Annotated in this window: 26 protein-coding genes; 10 read left to right on the top strand and 16 right to left on the bottom strand. The window is 72.7% G+C overall.

Going from position 1 to position 23,966, the window contains the following annotated elements:
- Nucleotides 1-80: 80 nt before the first annotated feature.
- The gene (locus Q7L65_RS13100) at nt 81-1,019 is read right to left on the bottom strand and encodes a glycosyltransferase (RefSeq protein ID WP_304721790.1); all 939 of its coding nucleotides are present in this window, start codon (nt 1,017-1,019) and stop codon (nt 81-83) included.
- Nucleotides 1,020-1,042: 23 nt separating this feature from the next.
- Here Q7L65_RS13100 and Q7L65_RS13095 point away from each other — a divergent pair, with 23 nt between their 5' ends.
- From Q7L65_RS13095 to Q7L65_RS13080, 4 genes are all read left to right on the top strand, one after another.
- On the top strand, nt 1,043-2,275 hold the full coding sequence (locus Q7L65_RS13095; RefSeq protein WP_304721789.1) for a glycosyltransferase family 4 protein: 1,233 nt from the start codon (nt 1,043-1,045) through the stop codon (nt 2,273-2,275).
- A 142-nt stretch (nt 2,276-2,417) separates the two neighbouring features.
- On the top strand, nt 2,418-3,560 hold the full coding sequence (locus tag Q7L65_RS13090; RefSeq protein WP_304721788.1) for a glycosyltransferase: 1,143 nt from the start codon (nt 2,418-2,420) through the stop codon (nt 3,558-3,560).
- 88 nt (nt 3,561-3,648) lie between these two features.
- Nucleotides 3,649-4,230 (top strand): sugar transferase, encoded by a 582-nt coding sequence (locus Q7L65_RS13085; RefSeq protein WP_304721787.1) that lies wholly within the window; start codon nt 3,649-3,651, stop codon nt 4,228-4,230.
- Nucleotides 4,231-4,313: 83 nt separating this feature from the next.
- Nucleotides 4,314-6,236, top strand: coding sequence for a hypothetical protein (locus Q7L65_RS13080; RefSeq protein WP_304721786.1), 1,923 nt, complete (start codon nt 4,314-4,316; stop codon nt 6,234-6,236).
- 19 nt (nt 6,237-6,255) lie between these two features.
- Here the strand turns inward: Q7L65_RS13080 and Q7L65_RS13075 are convergent, their stop codons facing one another.
- From Q7L65_RS13075 to Q7L65_RS13065, 3 genes are all read right to left on the bottom strand, one after another.
- A complete protein-coding gene (locus tag Q7L65_RS13075; protein ID WP_304721784.1) occupies nt 6,256-7,899 on the bottom strand; it encodes an N-acetylmuramoyl-L-alanine amidase in 1,644 nt (547 codons plus the stop codon).
- 81 nt (nt 7,900-7,980) lie between these two features.
- Complete coding sequence (locus tag Q7L65_RS13070; protein ID WP_304721783.1) at nt 7,981-8,820, bottom strand: methyltransferase domain-containing protein; 840 nt, start codon at nt 8,818-8,820, stop codon at nt 7,981-7,983.
- Nucleotides 8,817-9,707, bottom strand: coding sequence for a haloalkane dehalogenase (locus Q7L65_RS13065; protein WP_304721782.1), 891 nt, complete (start codon nt 9,705-9,707; stop codon nt 8,817-8,819). Before Q7L65_RS13065 ends, Q7L65_RS13070 begins: the two co-directional genes overlap by 4 nt.
- A 184-nt stretch (nt 9,708-9,891) precedes the next feature.
- Here Q7L65_RS13065 and tkt point away from each other — a divergent pair, with 184 nt between their 5' ends.
- Entirely contained in the window at nt 9,892-11,886 is a 1,995-nt protein-coding gene (gene tkt / locus Q7L65_RS13060) for a transketolase (protein ID WP_304721780.1), read from the top strand.
- A gap of 6 nt (nt 11,887-11,892) precedes the next feature.
- Here tkt and Q7L65_RS13055 read toward each other — a convergent pair whose 3' ends face one another.
- Nucleotides 11,893-13,389, bottom strand: a complete 1,497-nt coding sequence (locus Q7L65_RS13055) for a DUF5715 family protein (RefSeq protein WP_304721778.1) — start codon at nt 13,387-13,389, stop codon at nt 11,893-11,895.
- 234 nt (nt 13,390-13,623) lie between these two features.
- Between Q7L65_RS13055 and Q7L65_RS13050 the strand changes: the two genes are divergently transcribed.
- Nucleotides 13,624-13,908: a helix-turn-helix domain-containing protein gene (locus tag Q7L65_RS13050; RefSeq protein WP_304721776.1), complete on the top strand. Its 285-nt coding sequence runs from the start codon at nt 13,624-13,626 to the stop codon at nt 13,906-13,908.
- 59 nt (nt 13,909-13,967) lie between these two features.
- Nucleotides 13,968-14,831, top strand: coding sequence for a site-specific DNA-methyltransferase (locus Q7L65_RS13045; protein WP_304721773.1), 864 nt, complete (start codon nt 13,968-13,970; stop codon nt 14,829-14,831).
- A 118-nt stretch (nt 14,832-14,949) separates the two neighbouring features.
- Here Q7L65_RS13045 and Q7L65_RS13040 read toward each other — a convergent pair whose 3' ends face one another.
- Nucleotides 14,950-15,576 (bottom strand): protein-L-isoaspartate(D-aspartate) O-methyltransferase, encoded by a 627-nt coding sequence (locus Q7L65_RS13040; RefSeq protein ID WP_304721771.1) that lies wholly within the window; start codon nt 15,574-15,576, stop codon nt 14,950-14,952.
- 47 nt (nt 15,577-15,623) lie between these two features.
- Here Q7L65_RS13040 and Q7L65_RS13035 point away from each other — a divergent pair, with 47 nt between their 5' ends.
- Entirely contained in the window at nt 15,624-16,538 is a 915-nt protein-coding gene (locus tag Q7L65_RS13035; protein ID WP_304721769.1) for a polysaccharide deacetylase family protein, read from the top strand.
- 34 nt (nt 16,539-16,572) lie between these two features.
- Here Q7L65_RS13035 and Q7L65_RS13030 read toward each other — a convergent pair whose 3' ends face one another.
- Both Q7L65_RS13030 and Q7L65_RS13025 read right to left on the bottom strand, forming a co-directional pair.
- The gene (locus Q7L65_RS13030) at nt 16,573-16,920 is read right to left on the bottom strand and encodes a hypothetical protein (protein ID WP_304721767.1); all 348 of its coding nucleotides are present in this window, start codon (nt 16,918-16,920) and stop codon (nt 16,573-16,575) included.
- 48 nt (nt 16,921-16,968) lie between these two features.
- A complete protein-coding gene (locus Q7L65_RS13025; protein WP_304721765.1) occupies nt 16,969-17,382 on the bottom strand; it encodes an aminoacyl-tRNA hydrolase in 414 nt (137 codons plus the stop codon).
- 57 nt (nt 17,383-17,439) lie between these two features.
- On the opposite strand from Q7L65_RS13025, the gene Q7L65_RS13020 reads away from it, so the two are divergent.
- Nucleotides 17,440-17,619 (top strand): hypothetical protein, encoded by a 180-nt coding sequence (locus Q7L65_RS13020; RefSeq protein WP_304721763.1) that lies wholly within the window; start codon nt 17,440-17,442, stop codon nt 17,617-17,619.
- A 32-nt stretch (nt 17,620-17,651) separates the two neighbouring features.
- On the opposite strand, the gene Q7L65_RS13015 is transcribed toward Q7L65_RS13020, so the two are convergent.
- From Q7L65_RS13015 to Q7L65_RS12995, 5 genes are all read right to left on the bottom strand, one after another.
- Nucleotides 17,652-17,912 (bottom strand): LapA family protein, encoded by a 261-nt coding sequence (locus tag Q7L65_RS13015; RefSeq protein ID WP_304721761.1) that lies wholly within the window; start codon nt 17,910-17,912, stop codon nt 17,652-17,654.
- 33 nt (nt 17,913-17,945) lie between these two features.
- Nucleotides 17,946-18,551, bottom strand: coding sequence for a biotin transporter BioY (locus Q7L65_RS13010; protein ID WP_304721759.1), 606 nt, complete (start codon nt 18,549-18,551; stop codon nt 17,946-17,948).
- 200 nt (nt 18,552-18,751) lie between these two features.
- Nucleotides 18,752-19,462 carry a metal-dependent transcriptional regulator gene (locus Q7L65_RS13005; protein ID WP_304721756.1) on the bottom strand — a complete coding sequence of 237 codons (711 nt, stop codon included), beginning with the start codon at nt 19,460-19,462 and terminating at the stop codon, nt 18,752-18,754.
- Nucleotides 19,463-19,490: 28 nt separating this feature from the next.
- Complete coding sequence (locus Q7L65_RS13000; RefSeq protein ID WP_304721754.1) at nt 19,491-20,147, bottom strand: hypothetical protein; 657 nt, start codon at nt 20,145-20,147, stop codon at nt 19,491-19,493.
- A 146-nt stretch (nt 20,148-20,293) separates the two neighbouring features.
- Nucleotides 20,294-21,697 carry a PQQ-binding-like beta-propeller repeat protein gene (locus Q7L65_RS12995; RefSeq protein WP_304721752.1) on the bottom strand — a complete coding sequence of 468 codons (1,404 nt, stop codon included), beginning with the start codon at nt 21,695-21,697 and terminating at the stop codon, nt 20,294-20,296.
- A gap of 124 nt (nt 21,698-21,821) precedes the next feature.
- Here Q7L65_RS12995 and Q7L65_RS12990 point away from each other — a divergent pair, with 124 nt between their 5' ends.
- Nucleotides 21,822-22,169, top strand: a complete 348-nt coding sequence (locus Q7L65_RS12990; RefSeq protein ID WP_304721750.1) for a plastocyanin/azurin family copper-binding protein — start codon at nt 21,822-21,824, stop codon at nt 22,167-22,169.
- 13 nt (nt 22,170-22,182) lie between these two features.
- Here the strand turns inward: Q7L65_RS12990 and Q7L65_RS12985 are convergent, their stop codons facing one another.
- The 3 genes from Q7L65_RS12985 to Q7L65_RS12975 all read right to left on the bottom strand — a co-directional run bounded on the left by Q7L65_RS12985 (nt 22,183) and on the right by Q7L65_RS12975 (nt 23,854).
- The gene (locus Q7L65_RS12985; RefSeq protein WP_304721748.1) at nt 22,183-22,587 is read right to left on the bottom strand and encodes an FHA domain-containing protein; all 405 of its coding nucleotides are present in this window, start codon (nt 22,585-22,587) and stop codon (nt 22,183-22,185) included.
- Nucleotides 22,588-22,712: 125 nt separating this feature from the next.
- Nucleotides 22,713-23,420: a hypothetical protein gene (locus Q7L65_RS12980; protein WP_304721746.1), complete on the bottom strand. Its 708-nt coding sequence runs from the start codon at nt 23,418-23,420 to the stop codon at nt 22,713-22,715.
- Nucleotides 23,420-23,854: a hypothetical protein gene (locus Q7L65_RS12975; protein WP_304721744.1), complete on the bottom strand. Its 435-nt coding sequence runs from the start codon at nt 23,852-23,854 to the stop codon at nt 23,420-23,422. The genes Q7L65_RS12980 and Q7L65_RS12975 overlap by 1 nt, the downstream gene beginning before the upstream one ends.
- Between the last annotated feature and the right edge of the window lie 112 nt (nt 23,855-23,966).

The following is a 23,966-nucleotide window of genomic DNA, read 5'->3' as shown; positions in this document are numbered from 1 at the left end:
GCGCGTCGTGGTCGCCGCCTGCGCGCGCGAGGACCGAAGGTCCACTACCGCTCAGCAGCAGACTGGCGCTCCTCCGTCGGCTAGAGCCGTGTGCCGCCGCGGTTGTAGTCGGCGGCCGCCTCGCGCAGACCCTCGCCGCGCTCGGGGTGCAGCGTCGCGCGCACGTGCTGCCAGTAGCGCGCCGGGTCGTGGCGCGGCAGCAGGTAGGCGGCGAGCGCGCGCAGCGCGTACGTCCAGGCCGTCAGCCAGCGCACGAGCATCGCCGAGAGACGCGAGTGGTGCTTGCGCATGTAGCGGTCGCGGTTGCGCGACAGCTCGACGATCCGCCGCTTCGGGACGCTGCCGGTCGACAGCTGCTCGTGGTGGATCGCCTCCGCCTGCGGCACGTAGAGGTTCTTCCAGCCGGCGTCGTGCAGGCGCTTGCAGAAGTCGACCTCGTCGGAGTAGACGAAGAAGGCCGGGTCCATCCAGCCGATCCGCGCGGCCGCCTCGCGCCGCACCAGCAGCGCCGCCGACTGCGCCCAGTCGACCTCGCGGACGACGTCGCCGTGGCTCTGCACGGTCAGCCGCCTATGCAGGCCGAGTGCGCCGTAGAAGGCCGTGCGGGGGGTTGGGAAGCGCCACGCGGAGGGATACTGGCCGCCGTCGGGGCGCAGCAGCTTCGCGCCGGCGGTCGCCGCTCTCTCGGTCGTGTCGAGCGCGTCGTGCAGCGCTCTCGTGGCGCCCGGCATCAGCTCCGAGTCCTCGTTCAGCAGCAGGCAGTAGCGGCCGCGTGCGCGCTGCATCAGCGTCGAGTCGTTCTCGGCCTTGCCGCGCCGCTGCTCGCGTCTGATCAGCTCGGTCGTGACCGGATGCGCGCGCGCCATCCCGACGGAGCCGTCGCGGCTCGTGTTGTCGAGCACCAGCACCTCGGTCGCGAATGGAAGGTCGCGCTGCTCGCGCTGGATCGCGTCGAGGCAGCGCTCAAGCAGCGCGCGCTGCTCGGTGTTGACGATGCAGTAGGAGACTTCGATGCTCATGCGTGGTGGTGGATGATGGCGGTATGTCCTCGTCAGTGCGCGTGCAGCTCGTCGACCCGTCGGCTTTCACGCCGCCGTACGACCATGCGCTCGCCGCTGCGCTCGCTCGCGCGGGCGCCGACGTCGAGCTGGTGACCAGCCGCTTCGCCTACGGGACCGTCCCGCGCGGCGACGGCTACGTCGTCAACGAGGCGTTCTATCGGATCGCGCCCGGCGCCGCCGGCTCGCGGTCGCGGATGCTGGCGAAACTGGCGCAGCACGTGCCGGACATGCTGCGCTACGCCCGCCACGCGCGCGCCGCCGACGTCGTCCACTTCCAGTGGCTCAGCGTCCAGCCCGTCGACGTCCACCTGCTGCCGCTGCTGCGGCGCGGCGCGGGCCGGCACGGCGGCGGCCGTCCGCTGGTGCTGACCGCGCACGACGTCCTCCCGCGCGAGCCGCGGCCCGGGCAGCTCGACGCGCAGCGGCGCCTCTACGAGCGCGTCGACGCCGTCGTCGTCCACTCCGAGCACGGCGCCGCCCGCCTGCGCGACGAGCTGCGTGTCGACCCCGCCAAGGTCCACGTGATCCCGCACGGGGCGTTCACGCACTTCGTCCCGGGTCCGCCTCCAGCCGCTGCGCCCGCGGCCGGCGCCGCGTCCGGGGCCGAGCCGGCCGTGGCGTCCACAACCCGCGAGTCCGTGGCCGCTCCCGCCCGCCCGCTCCCGCCCGAGCTCGCCGCCGTCCCGCGCGAGCGGCCGGTCGTGCTGATGTTCGGGCTGCTGCGGCCGTACAAGGGTCTCGACGTGCTGCTGGAGGCGTGGCGCGGGATCGAGGACGCGGAGCTGTGGGTCGTCGGCCTGCCGAAGCTGGACCTCGCGCCGTTGCGCGCCGTCGCGCCGCCGAACGTCCGCTTCGTCTCCCGCTTCGTCGCCGACGACGAGATCGCGGCCTTCTTCCAGCGCGCCGACCTGGTCGTGCTGCCGTACCGCGAGATCGACCAGTCGGGCGTCCTCTTCACCGCGCTCGGCTTCGGCACGCCGCTGCTGCTGAGCGCCGTCGGCGGCTTCCCGGAGGTCGCCGCCACCGGCGCCGCGGAGCTGGTCCCGCCCGGGGATCCCGCCGCCCTCCACACCGCGCTCGTGCGCCTGCTCGCCGATCCGGCGGCCCGCGCCCGCCTCGCCGCCGCCGCTCGCACAGCCGCCGCCGGGCAGTACTCGTGGGACGCCATCGGCCAGCAAACATTGAGCGTGTACAGGTCCTTGTTGTCCAGATGACGGCTGCGCGGCGAAAGAGATCGTCCTCGGCGACACGCATACGCCTGCGAGCGTTCCCGCGGAGGTGACGGGACGCGGTCAGCGGGCGCTCCGAGACGGTGCGACGGGGCGGCGGCGGGCGCGGTCCGCAAGAATCCCCGCCGTGCCGCTCGTGAAGCTCCTCTTCTGGCTCTGTGCCGCCCTCGTGGTCTACGCGCAGGCGGGCTACGGCGTCGTGCTCGCGCTGCTGGCGAAATTGCTGCCGAAGCCGCTCGCGCGGACGGGAGCGGCTTCGGCCGATGCAACCTTGCCCTCCGTCACCGTGATCGTCGCGGCGTACCAGGAGGAGTCGGTGATCGCCGACAAGGTCGCCAACCTGCGAGCGCTCGACTACCCGGCCGATCTGCTCGAGATCGTCGTCGCCTGCGACGGCTCGCCCGACGCGACGCCGCAGCGGGCGCGCGAAGCCGGCGCCGACCAGGTGCTGGAGCTGCCGCGCGGGGGAAAGATCCGCGCGCAGGACGCCGCCGTGCGCGCGGCCAGCGGACGAATCGTCGCCTTCTCCGACGCGAACGCCTTCTGGGAGCCGGACGCGCTGCGCAAGCTCGTCGCGCCGTTCGCCGGCGCGCCCGAGGTCGGCTACGTCTGCGGGCAGGTCGCGTTCGTGAACGAGGGCGGCACCAACCAGGAGGGGCTCTATTGGCGCTACGAGATGGCGCTGCGCGGGCTCGAGTCGCGGCTCGCCTCCGTCACCGGCGGCAACGGCGCGATCTACGCGACCCGCCGCGAGGCGTACATCGAGGTCGACCCGATCATGGGCCACGACCTCTCGTTCCCGTTCAAGATGGTCAAGAACGGCTGGCGCGCGCTGTACGCCGCCGAGGCTCGCGCGACGGAGAAGATGGTCCCGTCGATCGAGGGCGAGTTCGCCCGCAAGCGGCGGATGATGACCCACGGCTGGCCGATCGTCCTGCACGGCGGGATGCTCGACTTCAAGGGCTACGGCCCGCGCTACGGCCTGATGATCTTCTCCCACCGCCTGCTGCGCTACGCGACGCCGTTCCTGCACGCCGCGCTGCTGTCGACGAGCGTCGTGCTCGCCCGCCGCGGCCGGCCGTACGCGCTCGCGCTCGCGGCGCAGCTGGTGATCGTCGCCGCGGCGTTGCTGGCACGCGCGATCCCCGCCCGTCCGCTGCTGGTCGCGCGCTACTACGTGCTGACGACCGCCGCGCTCGGCGCCGGCCTCTTCGACGTCCTGCGCGAGCCGACCGAGGCCGGCTGGGAACCGCCGGAGGGAACACGTTGAACACTCGCCTGGCGCGCGTTCAACTGCGAGTTCCCCGGCAGGCGCGCGCACGGCGTGGCGCGGCTCAGAACTCGCGGTGGGCGGCTCGATGAAACGCGCGCTCGACCTCCTGCTCGGCCTGATCGGCACGCTCGTCGGCGCGCCGCTGGTGGCGCTTGCCGCGTTGCTGATCCGGCTCGAGTCGCCCGGCCATCCGATCTACACCCAGCGCCGCGTCGGCAGGGACGGCAGACCGTTCGAGATCTACAAGCTGCGCACGATGGTCAGAGGGGCCGAGTTCACCGGCGCCGGGCTGGCCGTGCAGGAGGGCGACGACCGCATCACGCGGATGGGCGCGTTCCTGCGCCGCACCTCACTCGACGAGCTGCCGAACCTGTGGAACGTCGTGCGCGGCGAGATGTCGATCGTCGGCCCGCGCCCGACCGTGCAGGTGCAGGTCGACCAGTACAGCGAGCGCCAGCGCGGCCGCCTGAAGGTCAAGCCGGGACTGACCGGCTGGGCGCAGATCAACGGCCGCGCCTCGCTGCCGTGGAGCGAGCGGATCGAGCTGGACCTCTGGTACGTCGAGCATCAGTCGCTCAAGCTCGACCTGAGGATCCTCTCGCGCACCTGGCGGCTCGTGCTCAGAGGCGACGGCCTCTACAAGGGCGAGACCGGCGGCTGGCGCTGACCGAGCGCCGCTTGTTACCGACCATCGACGCATAACAACTTCCACACCTGGAGGTTTGCGCGCCAAATTACGGTCGTCGCACCATGAGAACCTTCCTCGTAAGTGCTACCGCAGCGACGAGAAGCATCGACAAGGTCCAGGAGGCGGTCGACGCCGCCGCCGCTTGGCTGACGCCCGGTGAACGGGCGCGCGTGGTGATCGACTTCACGACGCTGACGCTGTGGCAGTCGAGCGTCGGGGCGACCGCCGTGACGCTGCCGCTCGGCCACAGCGGCCTGCTGGAGATCGACGGCGCCGGGTCTCAGATCCAGTTCACCGCCGCCGCGCAGTCGCTGCTGCTGGCAGCGAACGCCGATCCCACCAGAGGGGTGGCGGTGGGTGACCTGTGGGTCCACGACATCTTGATCGACGGCGCGCAGAGAGTCGGCTCCGCCGCGGCGCTGCTGGGCACGATCGCGTCGGGGCAGCAGCGCAACATCAGCTTCGGGGACGTCAGGCTCGAGCGCTGCGAGGCGATCAACCTCCCGCCCGGCCGGGTCGAGGGAAGACTGCACCGGCCGTTCGTCTGGCTCGCGCTCGCCGTCGCGGAGCTGGACGACACGGTGCGGTTGAACAGCTTCTACGCCGCCGACTGCCACGCGCTCGGCGGGGCGAACGGCTTCTACATCGGCGGCTTCGAGAGCAACACGGGCGGCGACGACCGCTTCTTCCCGCCGAACCTCACCGCGGGCGAGATCCGCATCGAGCGCTGCTCGCACGACCGCCTCGAAGCGCCGACGGCCACGCTGGGCTCGGCGAACCTCCAGGTCGGCGGCCGCGTGCGGATCGAGAAGCTGACGGTCGACGGCTTCATCGGCCGCAACAGCGCCGACGTCGGGATCGAGGTCAACGCGGTCACCGACGCGGTCGTCTCGCGCGCGACGATCGACGGCGCCTTCAACATCGGCTACACGCACAACAACTACAACGAGCCGCTCGACGCCGACGCCCAGCTGCTGCGCTGGGTCGACTGCACGGCGATCCGCACGCCGACGCTGACGAAGGTCATGCGCGGGTTCGGCTGCGGCGTCGGCGGGCTCGCGCCCGCCGAGGGCGAGCCGATCACCGGCAGACCGCACGGCCCGCTGGAGTACGTCCGCTGCGTCGCGGTCTCGCCCAGCCGCGACGGTCTGCCGCCGATCTCCGGCGACGCGGCGTTCGCGATCTCCGGCGCGCCGCCGCGCGTGACGCTGCGCGACTGCGTCATCGTCGAGCGCTTCACGTCGAGGGCCACCACGAACCTCACGCTCGCCGGCTGCCGCTTCGCGCCGATCGCCGACGCCGACGTGCAGATCGAGATCGACGGGCTGCAGATCGTGCTCGACGCCGTCAGAGCCGGCACGGGCAACGTGCAGTGGCGCGGGCTCCAGCTGTTCAACCCGGACACCGTCGGCCACCCCGACGAACGGCTGTGGCTCGACATCCAGGGCGTGACGTTCGACGTCGCCTTCGAGAACTCGGGGCCGGGCCGCGTGAGACTGTTCGAGGCGAGCGCCGCGCCGGTCTCGGGCACGATCGCGACGACGAGCGTGATCGCGATGAGCGACCCGCAGGCGACCGCGCTGAGCATCCTCGGCCCGATCGACGGCCGCGTCTGGATGAACGACTGGGACCTGGCGGCGATGGGCCCGTCGAGCGTGGTGCTCGGCGGCACCGCCGGGAGCGCCCAGGTCGTGGCGCGCGGCCTGGTGCCGCCCGGCGGCGGCGCGTACACGAGTCCCGTGCCGATCGTGCTCGCCAGAGATCAGACGATCGTCACGCACGCCGAGGTCTACCCCGCGGGCTACGCGATGACGGGCGGGACAGCGTTCACCGCCGTCGACCTGTCGCGCGACGGCGGCACGACATGGACGACGATCGGCGCCGGCGCCGGTGCGTATCCGGCGATGCCGGGCGACAGCTTCCGGCTGACCTTCGACAGAGCGTCCCCGTCGCCGAGCGTCGTGCGGATCCCGCAGTTCGACTAGGCCCGGCCGCTCGGGCGCGTCAGCGCGACCGGGCCGGCAGCACCTTCGCGGTGCGGACCGGCCCGGTACCCGCGGCGTTGTCGCCGTCGGCGGGCACGCTCGTGACGAAGCGGTAGGTGCCGGCTGCGGCGAGCGGCAGGACGGTCTCGTAGCGGCCCGCGACGGCGTCGAGCGTCAACCGCCGCACACGCGTCCAGCGCTGGCTGCTCGGCAGCTGGCGCTCGACCACGACGGTGACGCGCGCCTTTGCGGGCCGCGTCGCGCCGCTCAACCTCACCGTTCTTCCAGGGCGCAGCAGCTGCGGCGAGAGGCGCAGGCTGACACCTGCCGCGACCTGGACCCGGGCGGTCGGGGAGGCGAGCCCGAGCTGTTCGCCGACGACGCGGAAGCTGCCGTCGACGCTGACCGGCACGGTCGCCGACCAGACTCCGTCGGCGGCGGTCCTGAGCGTGCCGATCTCGGTCCAATCGGTGGTCTCGTTCGTGCGTCGCTGCAGCGACAGCCGTACGCCCGCCGGCCGGCGGCCGTCGGCGAGCGCGAGGCGGCCGGTCAGATACGCCGGGCCGCCCTGCGGCAGCGGGCCGCCGAACGGCGAGTTCGTCAGCAGATCGGCCGGCGCCGGCAGTCGGGCGGCGACCTCGGCCCGCAGCCGCGGCAGCAGCGCGTAGAGCGCGCCGCCTGGGCAGTCGGTGCTGTCGGCGTCGCGGTGCCCGCTGACGCGCGCGAAGCGGACGTTCGTGCCGCTGGGCCAGCGGTTCTCGTCGCCGCCGGAGGACGTCCGCGCGATCGTCCCCGTCGCCGGCACGCCGGCGAGCGACAGCTTCCACGCGAGCACGCGCGTCAGCGCCTCCTGCGCGGCGGCCGGCGGCGGTCTGCTGGAGAAGCTGCCGATCACCGCGACGCCGGTCGAGACGCTGTTCCAGCCGCCCGCCTGGGCGCCGATGACGGGCTGCTCGACACCGCCCGCGCGCCCCTCGTAGACGGTCCCGAAGCGGTCGACGAGCAGGTTGTAGCCGATGTCGAGCCAGCCGTTGCCGTTGCGGTGGAAGCGGCAGATCGCCAGCACCATCGCGGCCGCGCCCGCCCGGCTGTAGCTCGTCAGCGACTCGGTGTGGTGCACGACGGAGAAGTCGACGCGGCCGTAGCGCGGCGCCGCGCGCGGCGGGCAGGCGTTCGTCGGATCCCACGCCGAGCGCGGCACGATCTCGGGCCGCTCGCCGGGAGCGGCCTGCGCGGTGCGGGCGAGTCGCGTCCGCGGCACCGTCACGAAGTGGACCCGCAGACCGCGCGGGAAGGCCCGCGCGCGCAGCTGGTAGCGCACGGCGCGCCCCGTCCACAGCGGCCCGCTGACGCCCGCGTTCGCGCGCGGGTCCGCGGACGCGTCCTCCGCGGGCGGGATCTCGCCCCAGCGGCTCCAGCGCCCGCTCGCGCGCTGCACGCGCACGGCGACGTGCGGATCCGCGCCGCCGCCGCGCCAGCGCAGACCGAGCAGGTCGAACGCATGCGGCGCGCGCAGCACCGGCGTCGTACGAACTCCTGCCACTGCCGCCGCGGCGGAACCACCGACCGCAACCGGTTGCTCGAAGTCACCCACGCCGCTCGCGAATGCGGGTGCGGCTGAGGAGAGCAGCAGGAGCGAGGCGAGAACGACCAGACGGCGCATCACAGCCAGAACACGTTCCCACGCCGCACGCTGCGCTCTCGCACGATCGCGTGCAGCCCACGAACGCCGCGATCTCGGCGGTCAGGCGCTCGGATCCTGCGAGGGCATCGCCGCGACGTCCGATCCGCGCGGCCGCGCCTGCGGCTTGGTGCCGACGACGACGAACCCCAGCAGCGCCGCGAAGTAGCCGCCGGCGGCGTGCGCGCGGTCGAGCTGGTCCCACCACGCGATCAGCTCCTCGGGCGTGAAGAGGCCGGCGGCCAGCGCGGCGTCGAGGTGGCTGGAGACGAGCCAGCTGAAGAAGTCGTACGGCAGTTCGACGCCATGCGGGAGCGCGCTGACGTCGGCGAAGCCGCCGTCGCGCAGCAGCCGCGGCAGCGCCCGGCCGACCTGGCCGTTGTGGATCGCGTCGGCGTAGGAGCGCACGATCCGGTGCGTCAGCTCGCGGTCGGCGCCCTCGACCACGAGCGCGTCCCAGTCGAAGTCGAAGACGACGAGCCGCCCGCCGGGCGCGAGCACGCGCATGCTCTCCGCGAGCACCTGCGCCGGCGCCCCGTCGACGTGCATCAGCACCCGTTCGATCCGGACGCGGTCGAAGCCGCCGTCGGGCAGTTCGAGCGCGAGCGGGTCGCCGACGTGGAACGCGACCGGCAGATTGCGACCGCCCGAGCGGCGCGCCGCCTCGGCGACGAGCGCCGGCGAGCTGTCGATCCCGACGACGCGCCCGCCCGGGCCGACGCGCCTCGCGAACGAGCGCACGTCGTCACCGGCGCCGCAGCCGATCTCCAGCACCTGCATGTCGCGTCGCAGCGCGAGCTGCTCCAGCATCACCGGCTTCAGCGCGCGGATTCCCGGCAGCGCGTTGGCGGCGTCGTGGAAGCGGATCGCGAAGCCGAGGTCGGTGGCGGCGACGGCGCTCATGCGGCGAGCCAGTCCGCGATCAGCCGCCCGAGCAGCGCGCCCTGGTCCTCCTGCAGGAAGTGGCCCGCCTGCGGCAGCACGTGGCCGACCTCGCCGCCGAGCGCGGCCGCGAACTTCTCTCCGGTCGCGAGCGGGATGACGGGGTCCGAGTCGGCCCACATGACCAGCAGCGGGCGCGTGTCGGCGGCGAGCGCGTCGAGCGTCCGCTGCCCGGCGGCGGCGCCCGGCTCGTCCGGCGTGCGCGGGATCAGCAGCGGGAACGCGCGCGCCCCCGCTTTCGACGCGGCATCGGGGAACGGCGCGTCGTAGGCGGCGATCACGGCGTCGCCGGGATCGCTGTGGCAGGCGGCGCGCACGAGCATTCCGACCGGCAGGTCCTCGGTCTGCTCGACGAAGCCGCGGAACGCCTCCCACGCGGCCGTCATCTTCTGGTGACCGGTGAAGAGGCCCGTGTCGGTCACGACGATCCGGCCGATCCGGTGCGGCTGCTCGGCCGCGAGCCGCAGGCCGATCGGTCCGCCCCAGTCGTGCACGACGAGCGTCGCGTCGCACAGGTCCAGGCGCTCCAGCAGCTCGCCCGTGAGCGTCGTGTGACGGTCGTAGGAGTACCAGTCCAGCGCCGTCGGCTTGTCCGAGCGGCCGAAGCCGGCGTGGTCGGGCGCGATCACGCGGTGGCCGGCGGCGCGCAGTTCGCGCAGCGTGTGGCGCCACAGGAACGACCAGGTCGGCTCGCCGTGCAGCAGCACGATCGGCGACCCGTCGCCCTCGTCGACATGCGCCAGCCGCAGCCCGCCGACCTCGCGGTGGTGCGGTCTCCATGGAAAGTCCGGCAGCGCCTCGAAGCGCTCCTCCGGCGTCCGTACGACTTCGCCCGTCCCAGTGCTCACGACTCGCAGCGCCCCTGATTTCGCCTCCGTCGAACGTCGCAGGCTAACCGCCCCCGCGCGCACGGGCGCCGGTCGCGTCCAGATCGGGCCGAATCCAGTACCGCGACGGGATACGCTTCCGGCTGGCGTGCCCCGCCCATCGGTGCACGCCTTTCCTCCGTCCGCGCCGACCTTCTGGATGCCAATGGCCACCACCGCGCCCCAGTCCACCTCCGAGCAGCTCGCCGTCGACACCATCCGCACGCTCGCGATGGACGCGGTGCAGCATGCCGGCAACGGCCACCCCGGCATGCCGATGGGCATGGCGCCGGTCGGCTACCTGCTCTTCTCGGAGGTGATGCGGCACAACCCGAAGGATCCGCATTGGCCTGACCGCGACCGCTTCGTGCTGTCCGCCGGTCACGGCTCGATGCTGCTGTACGCCTGTCTGCACCTGTCGGGCTACGACAGCGTCTCGCTCGACGACATCGAGCACTTCCGCACGTGGGGCTCGCGCACGCCGGGCCACCCGGAGTACCACCACACGGTCGGCGTCGAGACGACGACGGGGCCGCTCGGCCAGGGCTTCGGCAACGCGCTCGGCTTCGCGCTCGCGGAGCGCTTCCTGCGCGAGAGGTACGGCAGCGAGGTGCAGAACCACCACATCTACGGGATCTGCTCCGACGGCGACCTGATGGAGGGCGTCAGCGCCGAGGCCGCCTCGATCGCCGGCCATCTCGGGCTCGGCAACCTGATCTTCTTCTACGACCACAACCACATCTCGATCGACGGCAGAACCTCGCTCGCGTTCGACACCGAGGACGTCAACAAGCGCTTCGACGCGTACGGCTGGCACACGCAGGACGTCGACGACGTCAACGACCTCGCCGCGCTGCGCGCCGCCGTCGCCGCGGCCCAGGCGGAGACGGGCAGACCGTCGCTGATCCGCGTCAGATCGACGATCGGCTACCCGGCGCCGAACAAGGGCGGCACGCCGAAGGCCCACGGCGCCGCGCTCGGCGAGGACGAGGTGCGCGCGACGAAGGAGGTGCTCGGCTGGGATCCGGACAAGAACTTCTTCATCCCGGACGGCGTCTACGAGCAGTTCAGCGCCGTCGAGCGCGGCGCACAGCTGCAGGCCGAGTGGGAGGAGCGCTTCCAGACCTGGCGCGCCGCCGATGCCGACCGCGCCGCCGAGTGGGACCTGGCGTGGGCCGGCACGCCGCTGCCCGGCCTCGACGCGGCGCTGCCGGTCTACGACGCGAAGGAGCAGCCGGCGGTCGCGACGCGCTCCGCCAGCCACGCGACGATCCAGGCGATCGCGCCGTTCCTGCCGACGCAGGTCGGCGGCTCCGCGGACCTCAACGAGAGCGTCAAGACCGGCATCGACGCGGACGGCCCCTACAGCCGCGAGCAGGCGACGCGCAACGTCTACTGGGGCATCCGCGAGCACGCGATGGGCTCCGCCGTCAACGGCCTCGCGCTGCACGGCGGCATCGTCAAGCCGCTCGGCGCGACGTTCCTGCAGTTCTCCGACTACATGCGCGCGCCGATCCGCCTCTCCGCGCTGATGAACATCGGCACGCTGTGGGTCTACTCGCACGACTCGATCGCGCTCGGCGAGGACGGCCCGACGCACCAGCCGGTCGAGCACATAGCGTCGCTGCGCTCGATCCCCAACCTGACCGTGATCCGTCCCAGCGACGCGAACGAGACGGCCGAGGCGTGGCGCGTCGCGATCGAGGAGATCCACGGCCCGGTCGTGCTGATCCTCACGCGTCAGAACGTGCCGACGCTCGACCGCGGCGTCTATCCGCCGGCGCGCAGCCTCGACAGAGGCGCCTACGCGCTGACGGACCCCGATGGCGCCGTCGCGACGATCGTCGGCACCGGCTCCGAGGTCGGCGTCGCGATCGCCGCCGCGGAGCTGCTGGCCGAGGACGGCGTCGTCGCGCGCGTCGTCGCGATGCCGAGCTGGGAGCTGTTCGAGGCGCAGGACCAGGCCTACCAGGACAGCGTGCTGCCGCCCAACCAGCCGAAGGTGTCGGTCGAGGCCGGCACGCGGATGGGCTGGGACCGCTGGGTCGACGCCTCCGTCTCGGTCGACAGATTCGGCGCCTCGGCGGCCGGCGAGGTGATGCTGCGCGAGTACGGCATCACGCCGGAGGCGGTCGCGGCGAAGGTGCGCGGGCTGCTGTAGGACGCGCTACCGGCCGAGGAAGCGATCCACGTCGCCCGCGACGGTGACGTGGATCGCGGCCGGCTCGCGCACCCACGTGATCGCGCCGAGCAGCTGCAGGCGGTCGAGCATGAACTGCAGCGCCTGCGCCTGGTCGCCGTTCGCGTAGCGGCGCAGGATGTCGAACGTCCAGCCGGTCGTGTGGATCGAGAAGGCGTGCGTCGCCTCGATGTTGCTGCGCGCGAGGCGCTCCTGGTAGCGCTCGGAGCGGACCGTGCTGGTGATCGTCAACGGCGCGGCGACGCCGGAGATCCGGCGCGTGCCGGCGGCCAGCTCGACGAGCAGCCGCAGCGCGTCCGGGCGCAGTCCGCGGTAGAGCGCCTTCGGCTCGTGCAGGCGCGGCGCCAGCTCGCCCATCTGCGGGTCGATCCGCAGACCCAGCTGGGCCGCGTTGCGCGGCAGCCGCTCCAGCGTCCCGTCGGCGTAGGCGGCTCGCAGCGCGTCGCCGTCGGCGAACGCCTCGCCGGCGCCGGGCGGGTGCAGCACGTTCTCGCTCGACGCCTTCGCGGTCTGCAGCGCCGACAGCTGTCGCAGCGCTCTCGGGTCGCTGCGCTGCAGCGCCATCAGGTCGCGTGCGGCCTGGATCTTCCAGTAGTACAGCGACGACTCGTCGCCGAACCCGGACAGCACTCTCCACGCCGCCGCGTGGCTGGTCGGGCTGCTGGCGAAGAACAGCTCCGTGTAGCTGGGGTTGGGCGTGCCGGCGCGGTGCCCGAACGCCGCGATCGCCTGCTCGAGGTTGCCGATCCCCATGTGGTAGGAGACGACCGCGAGGTCGTCGCGGCCGAGCCGCTCGCGCGCGATCGTCAGGTATCTCACGGTGGCCGTCAGCGCCTTGCGCGGATCGAAGCGCTCGTCGACGCGGCGCCGGCGCGCCTCCAGCCGCGCGGCGTCGCGGCGGTCGCCGCGTGCGAGCGCCCGGCCGAGGCGGCGCGACAGCCGCGTGCTGGCGGCGACGTCGACGTGCATGCCGAGCAGGCTCGTGCCGGTCTCGGCGAGGATCTGCGTCAGCCCGACGGCGCCGGCGAGGTCGGTCCCGGCGATCGCGTCCGGCCGTCCGGCGCTCTCCAGCACGACGATCGCCTCCAGCGTCGCCGGGTCGACGTCGCTGCCGCGCGTCGCCGCCTCGATCAGCGGGCGCAGCTGCACGACGCGCGCCGCGGTCGCGGGTGCGCCTCCGGGGCTCATCGCGTACAGCGGGTGCGCGCTGCCGAACGCCGCGCGCTGCTCGAACAGCTGCGCGCGCGACGGGTCGAACGCGAACGGGTCGCGTCTGCTCGCGGGGGCGCTGTCGGTGCTCGGCGGCGGCGCGGCGCGGCCGCCGTCAGCGCGCTCGCCGGCCCCGTCGCCGCCGCGCTGCGTCAGCACGAACGCGATCGCGCCCAGCGCGATGACGGCGACGAGCGCGAGCCGGAGGCGGCTCGCCGCGGAGCTCGAGGACGGGGGACGGCGGGTCGACGACACGACTCTCACCACCGTGACAGACCCGCGCGCGAGGTGTCGAACAGTGCCGTCTCACGCGCACTTTGCAACGGCTCACACCCACTTTGTAAAAACTCACGCACCGAACGGGTGTTCGCACCACTTACCGTCCGCCACCCCACCTACTGTCGCCCAACCACCCCACCACCAACCCCAAAAAGCGGCCGGGGCGCTGCCACAAACAGCCCCCGGCCCGGCACAGGAGTCCTACATCCCATGCGCGGCAAGCGTACTTCCTCCAGCTCGGCGATCTCGCTCGAGCATGTCGTTCTCGGGCGCGCGGTGCGTGAGCTGCGCGCCCGCCGCGACCTCTCGCAGGAGCAGCTCGGCTTCTACTCGGGGCTCCACCGCAACTACGTCGGCGCGATCGAACGGGGCGAGATCAACCCCACCTTCAAGACCATGCTGACCGTCGCCGGCGGCCTCTCGCTCCCGCTCTCGGAGGTCATCGCGCTGTACGAGCGCCGCCGGGTCGACCACCTGCCGGCGGAGGAGCTGTGACGCCGGCGCCCGCAGGTGCGCCGCGCGCTGCCGGTCTCCCGGGTACCGTGCGGCGCGCGATGCGCGTGCTGACGAGCGAACAGCTGCCTGGCCGGGTCGAGCTGGATGATGAGGACCTCGTCGTGCACGGCGACAACCTCGCCGTGCTGCCGCACCTGCCGGACGGCGCCTTCGACGTCATCTACATCGACCCGCCGTTCAACACCGGCAGAGCGCAGCGGCGCCGCACGCTCTCCGTCGCTCCCAACGCGGACGGCGACCGCATCGGCTTCGGCGGCCGCCGTTACCGCAGCGAGCTGCTGCAGGCGCTCGCGTTCGAGGACCACTTCGGCGACTACCTCGGCTACCTGGCGCCGCGCCTGGAGCATGCGCGCCGGTTGCTGGCCGACCACGGCACGCTCTACTTCCACATCGACTACCGCGAGGCGCACTACTGCAAGCTGCTGCTCGACGAGCTGTTCGGGCGCGACTGCTTCCTCAACGAGATCATCTGGGCCTACGACTACGGCGGCAAGCCGAGAACGCGCTGGCCGGCGAAGCACGACACGATCCTCGTCTACGTGCGCACGCCGGGCGGTCACCACTTCGACGACGAGGCGGTCGACCGCGAGCCGTACATGGCGCCGGGCCTCGTGACGCCGGAGAAGGTCGCGCGCGGCAAGCGCCCGACGGACGTCTGGTGGCACACGATCGTGCCGACCAACAGCGCCGAGAAGACGGGCTATCCGACGCAGAAGCCGGAGGGCGTGGTGCGCCGGATGGTCGCCGCATCCTCCAGACCGGGCGGCTGGTGCCTCGACTTCTTTGCCGGCTCCGGCACGCTCGGCGCCGTCGCCAGACGCCTCGGCCGCCACTACGTGCTCGTGGACGAGAACGCGGAGGCGATCGAGGTCATCACGAGACGCCTGGAGAGGTGTGCCTGAGGCGACCGCCTCGCGGCGCTGGACACGATCCGGCGAGCCTCAAAGGACAATTTGCCTGATCGGCTCGCCGGATCGCGCCCCGCATCCACGATCCGGCCGCCTCACGCACACCTCCACGTCAGCGGCCTTCGATCAGCGGCACGAAGCGAACCGGATCGAGGGCGGTGCGTCGCAGCGTCGCGCCGTCGTCGGAGCGCTCCAGCAGCACGAGCTGCTGGCCGGCGGCGCCGACCGGCGCGACGAGGCGCCCGCCGGCGCCCAGTTGCTGCTCCAGCGCCACGGGCAGGTCCGGCCACGCCGCTGCTGCGACGTTGATCGCGTCGAACGGCGCCTCCTCCGGCAACCCGCGTGTGCCGTCGCCGGCGATCACCGTGACTGCGTCCGCGCCGATGCCGGCGGCCGCGAGGTTGCGCTGTGCGGTCACGCTCAGCTCGGGGTGGCGCTCGATCGTCCAGACGTGGGCGCTCAGCTGCGCGAGCAGCGCGGCGTGCCAGCCGGAGCCCGTGCCGACGTCCAGCACGCGGTCGCTCGGACGCAGCATCAGCAGCTCCAGCATCCGCGCGACGATCAACGGCTGCGAGATCGTCTGCCCGCGCGCGATCGGGAGCGCGACGTTGTCGTACGCGCGCGCCAGTTGGCTGGGCGGCACGAACAGCTCGCGCGGGACCGCGGCGATCGCCGCGAGCACGCGCCGGTCGCCGATCTCCGAGCGCAGCGAGCGCGCGAGACGGGCCGCGGGATCCATCAGCGGATGTCTTCCCGTCCGTCTCTGCGACCATGCTCTCAGGTCGCATGTCGGGCACTCCGCCGCACATCCTGCGCCGGCGCATCGTCGCGCTGCTGCTGCTCCTCGCCGCGCTCGCGGTCGTCGTCGCGCTCGTCGCGAAGATCGCGGGCGGCGACGACGGCTCCTCCGTCCAGGCCAGCGCGACGCCCGCGAAGCACGGCAGAAGAGCGGCGAGAAGAGCCGCCAGACCGGCCGTCTCGCCGACCGCCGGTCGTGACATGGGCAGACCCGGGCCTGCGCGCCCGGTCCCGATCCTGATGTACCACGTCACGACCGACCCGCCGGCGGACGCGCCGTACCCCGACCTGTACGTCAGACGGTCGGAGTTCGAGGAGCAGATGCAGGCGCTGAAGGACGCCGGCTACACCGCCGTCACGCAGCAGGAGGTGTGGGACTTCTGGCACAGAGGCGGCCCGCTGCCCGAGAGAGCGGTCGTCGTCTCGATCGACGACGGCTACCTCTCCAACTACCTCAACGCGCGGCCGGTGCTGAAGAGACTCGGCTGGCCCGCCGTCCTGAACCTCGAGATCGCCAACCTGCAGCAGCCGGAGTGGGGCCTGACGCCCGGCAAGGTCAGAGAGCTGATGGCCGACGGCTGGGAGATCGACTCGCACACGATCACCCACCCCGACCTGACGACCGTCGACGCCGCCCGCCTCAAGGCGGAGGTCGCCGACTCGCGCAGACGACTGCAGAGAGCCTTCGGGGTGCCGGTCAACTTCTTCTGCTACCCAGCCGGCAGATACGACGACGCGACGCTGGCGGCCGTCGAGGCGGCCGGCTACCTCGCCGCGACGACTGTCAACCCCGGCCTCGCCGACCCCGACGAGGGCGCGCGCTTCACGCTCAACCGCGTGCGCGTCAACGGCGGCACCTCCGGCGCGACGCTCGTCAGCCAGCTGCAGGGCCTGGGCGCGTAGCGCCGCGCCCGCGCCCGCGTCCGCGTCCGCGCAGTCAGGCCCGCCCGGCGGCGCGGGCCCACGCGATCAGCAACAGCTGCAGCGGCAGGCGCGCGATCAGCGCCGGCCGTCCGCCGGGCAGACGGTAGCGCTCGGGGTGCAGTGCCATGTGCACGTTCGCCGGGAAGACGGCCACCAGCGTCGCGACGCTCAGCGCGCCGCCGAGCCTGCGCGTGCGCGGGTGCAGCGTCGCGGCGCCCGCCACGATCTCGGCCACGCCGCTGGCGTAGACCAGCTCGCGATGCGCCGGCAGCCAGTCGGGCATGATCGCCTCGTAGATCCGCGGCCGGACGAAGTGCAGGATTCCGGCGAGCACGAAGATGGGGCCGAAGAGACGTCGCATGGTCCAGACGCTAGCCGAGCCGGGCTCGGTCCCGCGCCGCTTCGTCGCTCAGTCGTCATGTCGCGGCGGTCTGCGGTCGCGCTTGCGCGCGGAGTGGCGCTGCTTCGTCTGCGCGACGCGCCTTCTCGACGCGCGCGGCGGTCTCGTCGGCGTGCGGTGGCGCGGTACGGCGAGCGCGGCCGCGAGCCGCTCGCGCAGTCGTCCCAGCGCCAGCTCGCGGTTCTGCGCCTGGCTGCGGGCATCCTGCGCGACCGCCGTGACGCGCGGCCCGAGGCGCGCGGTGATCCGCTCCTTCTGCCACGGCTGCAGCGTCGCCGAGTCGGCCACGACGAAGACCGCCTCGATCCGTGAGGCGGTCACGTTCGCATGTTGGCCGCCAGGGCCCGACGAACGGCTCGCGCGCACCGTCACCTCGGACAGCGGCAGCGCGACATCGCGCGTGATCCGCATCGGATCGTCCACGCCCTCAGTATGCCGCCCGCAGCGGTCCGCGCGAATCGGCCGCTGCACCTTTGCCACATGCCGGACGTCGCGCGCTGGACGGCCACGGGACTGACGGCCTACGACGTCTCGTACGTCGTCGTCGCCGAAGCGTCCGGGGCCGAGCTGATCACCGCCGACGGGGAGATTCTCGCCGCGGCTCCGGGGATCGCGCGGGCGCTCGCCGATGCGAGCGCCTCGCCCGGCGTCGCCGGCTGACTGCCCGCGTCGCTCGAACCCGGGCGCCGCGCTCAGTCCTTGCGGCCGCCCTTGGCACCGCGGCGCGAGAGCAACGCGCCGATCGCGACGCCGATCAGGAGGCAGAGCACGATCACGACGATCAGCGGCAGCTTCGCCGTGCCGATGATGAAGTTGACCTTGACCTGCTTGAGGTTGGCCAGCGCGAAGATCGCGGCGGCGATGCCGAGGATCGCGATCGCGATCAGGCGCGCTCTGTCTCTGTTCGAGCGCGCCGATCCGGTTGCGTCAGGGTCCTGCGAGGGGGAAGCCATGGGTCGGCATCATCGCCGACCCGGCCATCCGCATCAACCGCGGTCGAAGCGTCTGACGAGCTGCCAGGCGGACGGCAGCACGATCGCGCCGATGGCTGCCTTGATCAGACCGCCGACGATGAAGATCGAGAAGCCGTTGTGGATGGTCCAGCTCCACGACTCCCCGACGGCCATCTTCAGCCCCGCGAGGCCGAATGCAAAGACGATCAGCTGCGCCAGCACGAACGAGACGAACGCGGTCAGCGCCTTGCGGTCGGCGCCGCGCTCGGCGAGGTAGCCGACGACGGCGGTCGCGACGATGAAGCCGATGATGTAGCCGCCGCTGGCGCCCGTGATGATGTGCCAGCCCGACTCGCCGTCGGCGTAGATCGGCAGCATCAGGCCGAGCAGCGCGTACAGCAGCATCGCGGCCGTGCCGCGGCGAGCACCGAGCGTCGCGCCGACGAGGCCGACGGCCAGCGTCTGCCCGGTGACGGGCACCGGCGACGGCGGCACGTTGATCGCGATCTGCGCCATCAGCGCGGTGAATCCGGCACCGCCGAGCACGAGCACGGCGTCGCGGACGCGAGCACCGGGGATCGCGTCGGCGAGGACGAGACCGCGGCGCGGAAGTGCGGGTGCGGCGGATGCGAGGGCCATGGAGCTCCTTTTGCGTGAAGTCGAACAGCGTGCGACTCGTGGTGTCTACCCCATGCGGGGAGCGCTTCCCATGATCGCTTCCGCGCATTTTGCGGCACACGGGCGGGGCGAGCCCCCGGTCCGGGGGGTCAGGCGCGTAGAAGCTGTCGAGCGGCACAAGCCGGTCGGCGCCCGCGCATCGGCTCCACCGCGGGTCGGATTCAGTCGCCGGCGCGGCGCACGAAGAGGCTGCGCGCCGCCTTCTCGGCGATCACGCGCTCGGCGTTCGCGCCGTCGTCGGCGTCGTCCATTCGCACGCGCAGATGGCCGGCGGCGGCCTGGACGTCCTCGACGTGCACGTGCGCGCCGGGACGGAAGCCCTCCTCGTACAGCCAGCCGATCAGCTCGCGATCCTCCTTCGCGACGCGCACGATCTCGCACGCCTCGCCGGCGGCCAGTTCGGCCAGCGTCAGCAGTTGCTCGTTCTCCGCCTGCTCGACCGCCGGTGCGACGGGCCAGCCGTGCGGGCAGCGCTCGGGGTAGCCGAGCCGTTCATGCAGCCGCTCGACCATCTCGTCGGTGAAGGTGTCGCCGACGGTCTCGGCGGCGGCGTGCACGTCCGCGGGCTCGTAGTCGAGGAAGTCGGTCAGGAACCGCTCGACGATCCGCCGGCGCCGCACGACCTGCTCGGCGCGCTCGACGCCTTCCGGCGTCAGCGAGATCCAGCGGTTCGGCATGCGCTCGACGAGGCCCTCGTCCTCCAGCCGTCTGAGCGTCTCGCCGACGGCCGCGCGGGAGACCCCGAGGCGGTCGGCGACGCGTGCCGCGATCGGCGTCGCGGCATCGGCCGGGCGGTATTCCCCGACCGGGAAGACGAGCGTGTAGATGACCTCGAGGTAGTCGTCGGCCGTGTGTCCGCGGACGTTGCCCACGGAGCGATCATAGGGGCTCCGCGGGGCGCTAGTTGAGGCGTGCCCGAACGCGCTGCAGGTCGCGCTCCATGCGCTCCCGCGTCTGCGGGCCGACAGGCAGCGCCAAGCGCAGCTCCGCGGCCTGCACCGCCCATGTCAGATGCCCGATCCGCTCGGTCCGCTCGGCGATCCGGTTGAGCAGCAGCGCGGCGAGCTGATGGGCGCACTGCCAGCCGACCTCCTGTTCGCGGCCGTCGAGGTCGACGAGCTCGCCCGGGCAGGCGAGGTCGGCGACGTGCGGGTCGGCGAGCGCGGCGTGCGCGAGGTACTGCTCACGCCCGCGACCGACGATCCCGAGCGGGATCCCGGCGCGGCGGCCGGCCTCGACCGCGGCGATCGTCAGCGGCAGCACGTTGCCGCTGTTGCGCTCCAGGACGCGGTGCAGCAGCAGGTCGTCGAGCACGCAGCGGTCGCTGATTCTCTTCGGTTCCGCCGCGGCGTCGAAGCGCTGCGCGACGGCGGCGGCGCAGCCGAGCAGCTGGGCACGCGGATCGGCGTGGCGCAGCGCCAGCAGCTCACCGGCGAGCGCGTCCAACTCGGCGTGCGCGTCATCGACGAGCACGGGCTCGAACTCCGCCCCCAGCGCAAGTGCGAGGTCGGCATGGGCGGGACATTCGGAGACGGCTTGGAGCGCGAATGGGAGCATGAGGGTCACGGTCGTTTTAGGGTGACCTAATACATACTGCCATGGTCGGGAATCCGACCGCAAGTCGAGTTGCCCGAGCGCGTCCGTCGACCGGCGTGCGCAGCGCGGATCGGGCGGTGGAGACCAGCGGCGCGGCGACGCGCCGCTCAGCCGACGCAGACGAGCGAGGCGCCTGGCACGAACGGCTGCGCGCCCGTCCCGACGACGAGCCGGCCGTCGCCCAGCACCGGGGCGGCCGCGCTCGGCTCGCCGAGGTCCGCCTGTCCGGCCAGCGCGCCGTTGCGAGCGTCGAGCAGCCGCAGCGTGCCGTCGGCGCCCGCGACGCAGAGCGTGCGCCCGCCGGCCAACGCGGGCGCGGCGAAGGTCGGCCCCGGCAGCTCGCTGCGCCAGCGCACGCGCCCGTCGCGCAGCCGCAGCGCCGCTGCGACGCAGCCGCCGCTGGCGCCGTCGTTGGAGAGCACGTACGCGGTCTCGCGCGTGAGGTCGACGGCGATCGGCCCGCCCTCGGGCCCGGTCGTCGGGCCGGCGGTCGGTGCGCCGCCGGGCACCGGGTCGGTCAGCTGCACGTGCCACAGCCGGCGGCGCGCCAGCCGATCCCACGCGTAGATCCCGTCCTTCGCGGTCGCGATCAGCAGCCGTCCGGCGATCACGGGGGCGCTGTTGAAGTCGAAGCCGCGTCTGTCGGCCGCGTGCACCTGGTCTTCCCAGACGACGCCGCCGTCGCGCAGCCGCAACGCGATCAACGAGCAGGTGCCGGGGTTGATGCCCGGCACGGCGCCGTACGGCGAGCCGGTCGCGACGTAGACGAGGCCGAGGCGCTCGTCGACGCTGGGGGGACCGATGATGCCGCCGCCGTTGGCGCCCTCGGGCACGGTCGCGGTGCTCCACAGCAGCCTGCCGTCGCGCAGGCGATAGGTGCTGAGGCGACCGCGCGCCGTCGGCAGCTCCGCGCCCGATCCGGACCCGATCAGCACGAGTCCGCCGGCGACCGCGGGCAGCCCCCAGTGGTAGTCGTCGCTGGTCGGTGTGCGCAGCGGGACCGACTGCCACAGCGTGCGCCCGCTGCGGGCGTCGAGGGCGTAGGCGCGGTCTGAGGCGACGAGCACCCGCCGCCCGTCGAGCGCGACGCCGGCGAAGAAGCCCAGCGCGCGTCTGTCGGCGCCGCTGCCGTACTCGGCGGTGCCGAGCTCGCGCCGCCAGCGCTCGTGCCCGTCGGAGAGGTTCAGCGCCGCGACGGCTCCGGCCGCTGAGGCGGCGAAGACGACACCGCCGTCGATCGCGGCCGAAGCGGGCACACCGCCCGGGAAGGAGGCGCGCCATCGCACCGCCGCGCCCTTCAGCCGGTCGCCGGCGCGAGTCGCCGCCAGGTCGTGCGCGGGCAGCGGCCAGGCGCCGCGATGGGCGTGGCCACCGCCGTGTCCCTGTCCGTGTGCGCGGCGATGCCGCGCTGCTGCGGCTGCGATCGCGGGTTCGGCCGCGAGCGCGCCGAGCGCCAGGCCGGCGCCGGTGCTCAGCAGGCCACGGCGGGTGATGCGGGGCTCTTGCGACACGACGCGGGTCCTACCCCTTCGCCGGATCTCGAATCGTCGCTGAGAGGCGGGCGTACCACGCGGGAAGGATCCGGCGCGAACGGAGTCTCAGCAGTCGAGAAGCGACCGCCGACCAGGAGAACCAATGACCACCGTGCATCGATCCGCGCGCCGCCGGCGCCTGGCCCTGCTGACGGGTGCGCTCGCGAGCGCGCTGCTGTTGACGCCGGTCGCCGCGAACGCGGCGACGAAGACCGTCACGCTGAAGAACATCGCCTTCAACCCCGCTCGCGTGACGATCAAGAAGGGCGACCGCGTCACCTGGGTGTGGCGTGACGCCGACGTCCGCCACAACGTCACCAGCAGCAAGTTCAAGAGTTCGAGCACGCGCAGCAGCGGCACCTACTCGGTGACGTTCGGCAAGACCGGCACGTTCGCCTACCGCTGCACGCTGCACCCTGGCATGACGGGCAGCGTGGTGGTGCGCAGATAGCGCCCGGCGCGGTTCAGCCGGGGACGTCGACGTACTGCAGCACGACGCGGCCGATCACGACGACGTCCCCGCCGCGCAGTTCCGCCTCTTGAACGCGGCGGCCGTTGACGAACGTGCCGTTGGAGCTGCGGTCGTCGAGGATCCTGACGGCGCCGCGGCGCTGCGTGACGATCGCGTGGCGCCGTGAGACGCTCACGTCTTCGAGTTGCATGTCGGCGGTGAAGCCGCGGCCGATGTGCGTGATCGCGCGTTCCAGCGGGAGCAGCCGTTCGCTGCCGCCGTCGTCGATCGCGAAGTAGCGGCCCGGCGCTGGGCGTCCAACACCCGCGACGCGGTCCGCGTCCGCCGGTCCCTGCAACGCGTCGAGCGCCACCGTGGGCTCGAACGCGGTGGTGTGTTCCGTCGGCGTGGTGGTCATTCAGTCACCTCAGCGCGGCTTCCTCAAGAGAACCTCAAGGAAAGCGAAGATCGCTGCGAGAGCGATGAACTTCTGGTGAACGCGCCGGTGTGGGCGGCCGCGGCCGCCCACACCATGCGTGTCTGTCAGTCGCCGGCGGGTGCGGCCAGCGAATGCTCGCTGCCGTCAGCGTCCTCCCAGGTGATCGACGTGGTCATCTGGTCGAACTTCGCCATGTACGCGTTGTCGACCACGGGCAACGTCACGGTCGTGCCGTCCGCGAGGTCGACGTCGACGCTGTCGACGCCGTCGGGCATCAGGCCGTAGATCTCGGCGTGGCCGTCGTCCGGGCTCATCGTCATGAGGAAGTAACCGTGCACCGCCTCGGCGGGTGCGGAGCAGAGATAGCCCTGGCCCGCTTCGGTCATCTGCGCCAACAGGCACTGCGCACCGTCCGAGCGCGGCACGACCCAGACGGTCGCGTCGGGCGCTTCGGGCTCGTCGTCGCCGCTGGCGCGCCGCGTCGCCGCGGCCGGCTCGATCCGTCGGGCCGCGCCGAGGTCGATGCGCGCGTCATCGAGCCCGGCCGTCGCGGGGATGTCCCCGCTCGCGCGCGTCCGCAACAGCGCGAAGTTCTGCGCGAAGACCTGGCGCCGTTCTGCGACGACAGCCGCGGACGGCTGCGCCTCGGCGGCAGGGACTGCGGCGGCAGCCGCCGCGACCGGCTCGGTCGCCGACTGCGCGGTGTCACCGCTGGTCAGCGCGATCGCGGCCGCGATCACGGCGATCAGCGCGGCGAGCGCGAGCAGACGGCTCGCGGTCGTGAGGTGGGGGCGATCTGATGACGGCAGCATCAGTATCGCTTCTGTCCCCAGTAGCCGCTCACGGAGAACGGCTCCGAGTTGGTGCCGCGCGCGTAGCCCCACACGCCCGATGAGAGGCTGTGGACGTCGCCGCTGCCAGCCAGGCCGTAGCCGCAGACCGCCGCCGTGACGTTGCTGCTTCTGCCCTCTGGGTCGGGGCTCGCCTTGCCGACCGCGCAGTGGCTCACGCCGCCGGCGTTGTAGTAGATGATCTCCAGCAGATAGTTGACGACCGAGTTGGTGCAGCCGTCGCTGGCTCTCCCGGCGGCGCCGAGCCCGATCGTCCCGCCACCGGCGGGACAGAACAGCTCGACGGTCGCACTGGACGGCGCGGCGGCCGCCAGCAGCGGGAAGGCCGCGCAGGCGGCGATGAGCGCCAGACGGTTGCGCCACCGTCTGCGCCGGTTGCAGGTGCTGTATGGCATTGAACCCCCCTGGTGGGATCGTTCCGGCACCGGATGTTTGATGAGAGTGAAATGCGCCCGGTGCGGCTCGGCAGCCTAGGCTGGTGTAACGGTGAAGGTCAAGTAGGTAACG

Origin of the sequence: Conexibacter sp. CPCC 206217, assembly GCF_030646165.1 — a bacterium.
Classification (GTDB): domain Bacteria; phylum Actinomycetota; class Thermoleophilia; order Solirubrobacterales; family Solirubrobacteraceae; genus Conexibacter.
This window is presented reverse-complemented; position numbering and strand designations above follow the sequence as displayed.

Coding starts and splice junctions, on each gene's coding strand:
- Q7L65_RS12985 (WP_304721748.1), bottom strand. CDS start 22,587: ATGACCACCACGCCGACGGAACACACCACCGCGTTCGAGCCCACGGTG.
- Q7L65_RS12975 (WP_304721744.1), bottom strand. CDS start 23,854: ATGCCATACAGCACCTGCAACCGGCGCAGACGGTGGCGCAACCGTCTG.
- Q7L65_RS13015 (WP_304721761.1), bottom strand. CDS start 17,912: ATGGCTTCCCCCTCGCAGGACCCTGACGCAACCGGATCGGCGCGCTCG.
- Q7L65_RS13030 (WP_304721767.1), bottom strand. CDS start 16,920: ATGCGACGTCTCTTCGGCCCCATCTTCGTGCTCGCCGGAATCCTGCAC.
- Q7L65_RS13050 (WP_304721776.1), top strand. CDS start 13,624: ATGCGCGGCAAGCGTACTTCCTCCAGCTCGGCGATCTCGCTCGAGCAT.
- Q7L65_RS13035 (WP_304721769.1), top strand. CDS start 15,624: ATGTCGGGCACTCCGCCGCACATCCTGCGCCGGCGCATCGTCGCGCTG.
- Q7L65_RS13070 (WP_304721783.1), bottom strand. CDS start 8,820: ATGAGCGCCGTCGCCGCCACCGACCTCGGCTTCGCGATCCGCTTCCAC.
- Q7L65_RS13020 (WP_304721763.1), top strand. CDS start 17,440: ATGCCGGACGTCGCGCGCTGGACGGCCACGGGACTGACGGCCTACGAC.
- Q7L65_RS13075 (WP_304721784.1), bottom strand. CDS start 7,899: ATGCGCCGTCTGGTCGTTCTCGCCTCGCTCCTGCTGCTCTCCTCAGCC.
- Q7L65_RS13000 (WP_304721754.1), bottom strand. CDS start 20,147: ATGCTCCCATTCGCGCTCCAAGCCGTCTCCGAATGTCCCGCCCATGCC.
- Q7L65_RS13045 (WP_304721773.1), top strand. CDS start 13,968: ATGCGCGTGCTGACGAGCGAACAGCTGCCTGGCCGGGTCGAGCTGGAT.
- Q7L65_RS13095 (WP_304721789.1), top strand. CDS start 1,043: ATGTCCTCGTCAGTGCGCGTGCAGCTCGTCGACCCGTCGGCTTTCACG.
- Q7L65_RS13010 (WP_304721759.1), bottom strand. CDS start 18,551: ATGGCCCTCGCATCCGCCGCACCCGCACTTCCGCGCCGCGGTCTCGTC.
- Q7L65_RS13085 (WP_304721787.1), top strand. CDS start 3,649: ATGAAACGCGCGCTCGACCTCCTGCTCGGCCTGATCGGCACGCTCGTC.
- Q7L65_RS13040 (WP_304721771.1), bottom strand. CDS start 15,576: ATGGATCCCGCGGCCCGTCTCGCGCGCTCGCTGCGCTCGGAGATCGGC.
- Q7L65_RS12980 (WP_304721746.1), bottom strand. CDS start 23,420: ATGCTGCCGTCATCAGATCGCCCCCACCTCACGACCGCGAGCCGTCTG.
- Q7L65_RS13100 (WP_304721790.1), bottom strand. CDS start 1,019: ATGAGCATCGAAGTCTCCTACTGCATCGTCAACACCGAGCAGCGCGCG.
- Q7L65_RS13080 (WP_304721786.1), top strand. CDS start 4,314: ATGAGAACCTTCCTCGTAAGTGCTACCGCAGCGACGAGAAGCATCGAC.
- Q7L65_RS12990 (WP_304721750.1), top strand. CDS start 21,822: ATGACCACCGTGCATCGATCCGCGCGCCGCCGGCGCCTGGCCCTGCTG.
- tkt (WP_304721780.1), top strand. CDS start 9,892: ATGGCCACCACCGCGCCCCAGTCCACCTCCGAGCAGCTCGCCGTCGAC.